This window comes from Paenimyroides marinum, from assembly GCF_900108395.1.
GTDB classification, from domain to species: Bacteria; Bacteroidota; Bacteroidia; order Flavobacteriales; family Flavobacteriaceae; genus Flavobacterium; species Flavobacterium marinum.
This window is the reverse complement of the sequence record NZ_FNXE01000075.1, coordinates 1-5,760: the sequence shown is the minus strand read 5'-3', so window position 1 is coordinate 5,760 and position 5,760 is coordinate 1. Positions and strand designations below refer to the sequence as shown.

The window sequence follows — 5,760 nt, the reverse complement described above, 5'->3', positions numbered from 1 at the left end:
ATTTCTTTGAAATTACTATAATGTACACAGATAATTTCGACTCGTCGAAATTTTAAAGACTTCGGAATTAAATGCAAAGCATTTATTTGTGTTCGTTTTTGATTGTAAGAATCAATTTCATTTGTGTATCTGTGGCTAAAACCAAAATAATCTGTGGCTTATTATTTTTTGTCGTATACTGTTTTTTTATATAATAAAAAAATGAGGATATTAGTAAATGTTAAAATTATAATAAATATCTTTAATTGAAAATGTAGTATATATGTCAAAAAAATAGTATTTTGCAACAAATATTTTTTAGAATATGAAAAAAGGAATAGATATAAGAAACAAATATTTATTAATACTGTTTTTGTTTATGTCTTTCATTGGTTTTTCACAACCGATAACTGTAAGTACTACAACATATACACCTGAACAGTTAGTAAAGGAAGTCCTGATTAAAACTCCTTGTGCACAGATAACAAATGTACAATGGTTAACAGGAAGTAGTTTTCCTACAGGAGATAAATCGAATGGAATTGGATATTTTCAAAATTCTAATTCTAGTCTTGATATGACAGATGGCATTGTTCTAAGTACAGGAAAAGCAATTAATACACCGGGACCACGAGGGCTAAATGGAGGATCAAGCGACGGAACAGCAAATGATTGGCCTGATGATATGGAATTGACTACCTATATGCATAATGTATTAGGTAATACAGATAATTATCATAATGCAACTATCTTAGAATTTGATTTTGTGCCTTTTACCAGTGATATGAGTTTTAATTTCATATTTGCATCTGAAGAATATGGTACTTATCAGTGTAATTATTCCGACGCTTTTGCATTTTTTTTAACGAATACAGTTTCTGGAACTACTACCAATTTAGCACTAGTACCCAATACAACTCTTCCTATTTCTGTAACAACCATTAGAGATGAAGCGTATAATAACGGGAATAATGGTATTTGTGATGATGGAAACCCTGCTTCAATGAATGAAACTTATTTTGATAGTTATAACGCGGGAAGTACTACAAATGCAATTAATTTTAATGGACAGACAGTAAAAATGATTGCTGAATCTACTGTAACACCTTTTACTAAGTACCATATTAAAATGGTAATTCAAGATAGAGGAGATGCAGGCGTAGATTCAGCTGTATTTATTGAAGGAGGCAGTTTTGACATAGGTAATTTAGATTTAGGAGATCCTGTATTGATAGAAAACGGTGAAGGCTTGTGTGTAGGCGACAGTTACACATTAGAGGCAGGATTAGATCCTAACTTATTTACTTTTGAGTGGTATAAAGACGGAGTGAAGATTCCGGGTCAGACCGGAGCGAATCTGGTAGTCACAGAGACCGGCGATTATTACGTAAAAGGTTTTATACCTAGTGTAACAAACTGTGTCATGGAATCTGATCCAGTACGTATAGAGTTTCACGATTACGTGAATATCAGTACTCCGCAGAATTTAACAGCTTGTCCTAATGCGGGGTCAGAGACGCGTTTTGATTTAACTGATGCTGTATCGAATGTAACGAGCAATCCTGATATATTATTTAATTTTTATACGAGCCAGCAAGATGCGGAGGATGATGTTAATCCGATTCCGAATGTCTATATGCTTTCCAATACGGCTACCGTACCAGTAACGATTTGGGTACGTGCTTATGAGTTAAACAACCCATGCCCATCGATAGCTTCTTTTACGTTAGATTTCATCAATTGTAGTTTGGCATTGAATCCGTTATCGGATTTGACAATTTGTGAAGGCGACAGTGTTCAGACCTTTGATTTAACAGTTCAGACCCCATTGGTTTACAATAATGCGGCCGGTTATACGGTTACGTACCATTTGAATAATGCCGATGCTATCTCTGGTCAAAACGCCATCCCTACGGGTAGTCTGGCAACCTATAACGGAGCAGACGGCGAGCGTATCTGGGTACGTGTAACTAACGATACCAACCCCTTATCCTACGGAGTAGGCTCGTTCTATTTATATAGATATTTATTGCCATTAACTCAATCGCCTGTTTTGCCGATAACAGCCTGTGAAAAAGGTTCAACAGGTTTAGGCGATTTTGATTTAAACCTTGCTTATCACACCATTCCTGTAGATCCGGTAGGCGTATCTTTAGAATTCTACAGTACGCAACAAGATGCACAAATAGGGAATACGGCATTAATGCTTCCCGCCAATTATACGGGCTCAGCAGGGACTATTTATGTACGAGTACGTAACTTAGACGGCGACTGTTTTACAGTAGTGCCATTACAATTGCAGATCATCAACACACCTGTAGCCAACAACATAGCTCCTTTAACTTATTGTGATTTAAACAATGACGGTTTTGGTGAATTTAATTTAGATGTAACACGGGTTTTGATAGCTGGTAACCCCTTACCTGTTAATTCGGTTGTAACGTTCCATGAGACGCAAAACGATGCGGACGCGAATGTAAATGCCATAGTAAACACAGGAGCTTATATAAATAAAGTAAAAGACCAGCAAACCATTTATGTTCGAGTAGGTTTTGTAAACTCCAGCTGTTATAATACGGTGCCTTTAGTATTAATTGTAAATAAATCACCTGCCATTACTCCTATACGTAGCTTAAAAGTGTGTGACACGGGTAATGATGGTGTTGAAACAGTTAATTTACGCAGCAACGAATCAACGATGCTGGCAGGTTTAAATGCAGCGGATTATACGGTAACGTACCATATCAGTTCAAGCGCTGCCATGGCAGGTACCGGAGTAATTGGAAATCCTACAAGTTTTTCAACCAATACGGCAAAAACCGTTTATGCCCGTGTAACAGATAATATAACAGGTTGTTTTGTAGTCACAAAAATAGAGCTGGAATTAGTCGATATGCCTGTTGTTGCAAATCCACTGCCTGTTTATGCATTATGCGATACGAACGGAAATGGATTTGAGGAATTTGATTTAGCCAGCCAAAAAGCATCTATAGTGGGGACCCAACAAGGCTTGGATGTAACCTTCCACTATACCAATGCCGATGCGCAGTCCGGAACCAATCCATTACCTAACAAATATCAAAACGTCTCACCAAACGTTCAAACCATTTATGTACGTGTATCCAATGCCAGTACCGGATGTTTTGTGGTAACAACGTTAAAATTAGAAGTAAAGGCCAATCCGGTGCTGAATGTGCCAACCACACCTTACGTAATTTGTAGTAATACAGGATTTGGGACAATAAATCTATACTTATACGGAAAAGATCTAGTAGATGCCACCGGTATTAATTACACTTTCAAATTCTATGAAACCCAATCAGATGCACAAAACGATGTCAATAGTATAACCAATCAGGTAGCTTACAATAATCTGGATCCAAATAATCCAACGGTTTGGATCAGGGTAGAGGATCCTTTAACAGAATGTTATGCGGTTTACCCAATCACTTTCCAGTTGGTCGTACCACCAAAATTGCCGTCAAGTTTACCAAAACTGGTAGAATGTGATGTTTTAGGCGATACCCAGGATGAATCGACTTTGTTTGATTTAACAAGTCAAGACAGTTTATTGATAGCTGCACAAACGGTACAAAGTACCTATCAGATCCGCTATTTTACCACTAAGGCATTAGCCGACAGTAATACCAATTGGATAGCAGATCCGACGCAGTTCCAAAATACGAGTAACCCGCAAACGATTTGGGTACGTATAGAAGATACTGAAAAACCGGGAAGTTGTGCCCGCGTAATGAGTTTTGTAATAGAAGTAGTAGCACCGTTTGTGTTGAGTCAACCAACACCAATGATTGTATGTGATGAGGCACCAAGTGACGGTAAATCACAATTTGACTTAACCACCAAAGAGTATGAGCTGTTTAATGGGCAACCACCATTTGGAGCCGTTATCAGTTATCACTTAACGATGCAAGATGCAGAAAATGGTTGGGCAAGCATAACCAATCCAAAGAAATTCACAAATCAAGTAAATCCGCAGACGATTTACATTTCGGTAGTCAACCAATACGGCTGTAGAAGCATCACTTCGTTAACAGTACGCGTGTTGCCGTTACCGGAACCAAATATGACTCCGGATGCGTTAGAATTATGTGAAGATGGCTTTGGATCAGGTGTAGCAAGTTTTGATTTAACCCATGCCGAAAGCAATTTAAGTAATTTTGGAAGTTATACTTATACATATTATGTTTCAGAAAACGGTGCTCATATAGGACCAACCGATCCTACTCATATAGGTACTCCGGAAGATTTTCTGAGCGGCAGTTCTACAGTCTATGTCCGTGTGGAAAACAGCTTTACCGATACCAGCGAATCCTGTTATGTAGTTGTACCGTTGGAATTAATAGTAAATCCATGGCCAAATGTAGGACCTATGACCAATTTACCTGCGTGTATGGATGAGCCAACAACATCTACTAAATTCAATTTACACGATAAAGATGAAGAAGCCTTGGCAGGAGCAGATCCGGATGATTTTATTGTAAGATATTTTGCAAGTGAGGAGAATGCCACAGACAATGTAAGTCCGTTACCATACACGTTTGAAAACACCGATCCAGACCGTCAGGAGATATGGGTTCGAGTAGAAAACAAAGAAACCGGATGTTTTAATATAGCAAGTTTCTGGATACAGATAGAACAGGCAGTATATGCTTACCAACCAAGTGCAAATTTGTTGGAATTCTGTGAGACAGATTATGTAAATGACGGTATATCATTAATAGATTTAACGATTTTAGATGTAGAGATCATAGGAACTCAGCCAATAGCTCCTGATCTATTGGTAAAATACGAACGTTGGGATGAAACACCGATACAGAATCCATCAAGTGCCCAGGTGTATGATGGAGAGGTATTACGTGCTATAGTTTACAATGTAGATTCTGATTTGTTATGTTCAAGTGAGATCACATTTACGGTACACTTAAAAGATGCGCCTGTAGTAGAGCCATTAGAAGATGGTGTTGTATGTTATGAATACCGTGATGCCTGGTCTTTAGTTAGTGGTCATTATTTAGATACGGGATTGACCGAGAGTGGCTATACGTTTGATTGGAGTCGAAACGGAGCTGCTATCACGTCTGATGTAGCCGATATCTTAGATGGAGGTCGCAGGTTATTTGCAAAAAGAGGGGGTTCTTATACAGTAGTTGTAACCGGACCTAATGGTTGTACTACCACCCGTACAGCTACAGTAGATGAAGCACCAAGTATTACCATTGATGAAGTTAAGTTAACCGATAGCTTTGGCGATACCAATGCTATTGAAGTGATAGCTTACGCAGGAGCAGGAGTATTGTTAGAGTATAAGTTAGATGAAGGTAACTGGCAAGAGTCCAATGTTTTCTTAGATGTAAGACCAGGCGAACATACGGTTTATGTACGAATAGAGAACGAACCATGTATAGCGAGTAAAGTAGTTACGGTGATGGATTATCCAAAATACTTTACCCCGAACAACGATGGTTACAATGACACCTGGAACATCTGGTCGTTAAAGAACCAGCCCGAATCGAAGATTTACATCTTTGACCGCTTTGGCAAACTGATCAAACAGTTAAGCCCGGCAGGCGAAGGATGGGACGGAACTTTCAACGGCAAACCGCTTCCATCGACCGACTACTGGTTCAAAGCCGAATATCTAGATCCAAAAACAGGATTAAACAAAGAAGTAAATGGTCACTTCTCGTTAAAACGATAAGTCCCGGCTTAAATAAATGAAAAACAGGAAACAATTGGTTTCCTGTTTTTTTGTTGATTAAA

Annotated in this window: 1 protein-coding gene; it reads left to right on the top strand. The window is 38.4% G+C overall.

Annotation, left to right across the window (positions count from 1 at the left end; genetic code table 11):
* Positions 1 to 304 precede the first annotated feature (304 nt).
* A complete protein-coding gene (locus BLW20_RS14220; protein WP_091102841.1) occupies positions 305 to 5,698 on the top strand; it encodes a T9SS type B sorting domain-containing protein in 5,394 nt (1,797 codons plus the stop codon).
* The last annotated feature ends 62 nt before the right edge of the window (positions 5,699 to 5,760 follow it).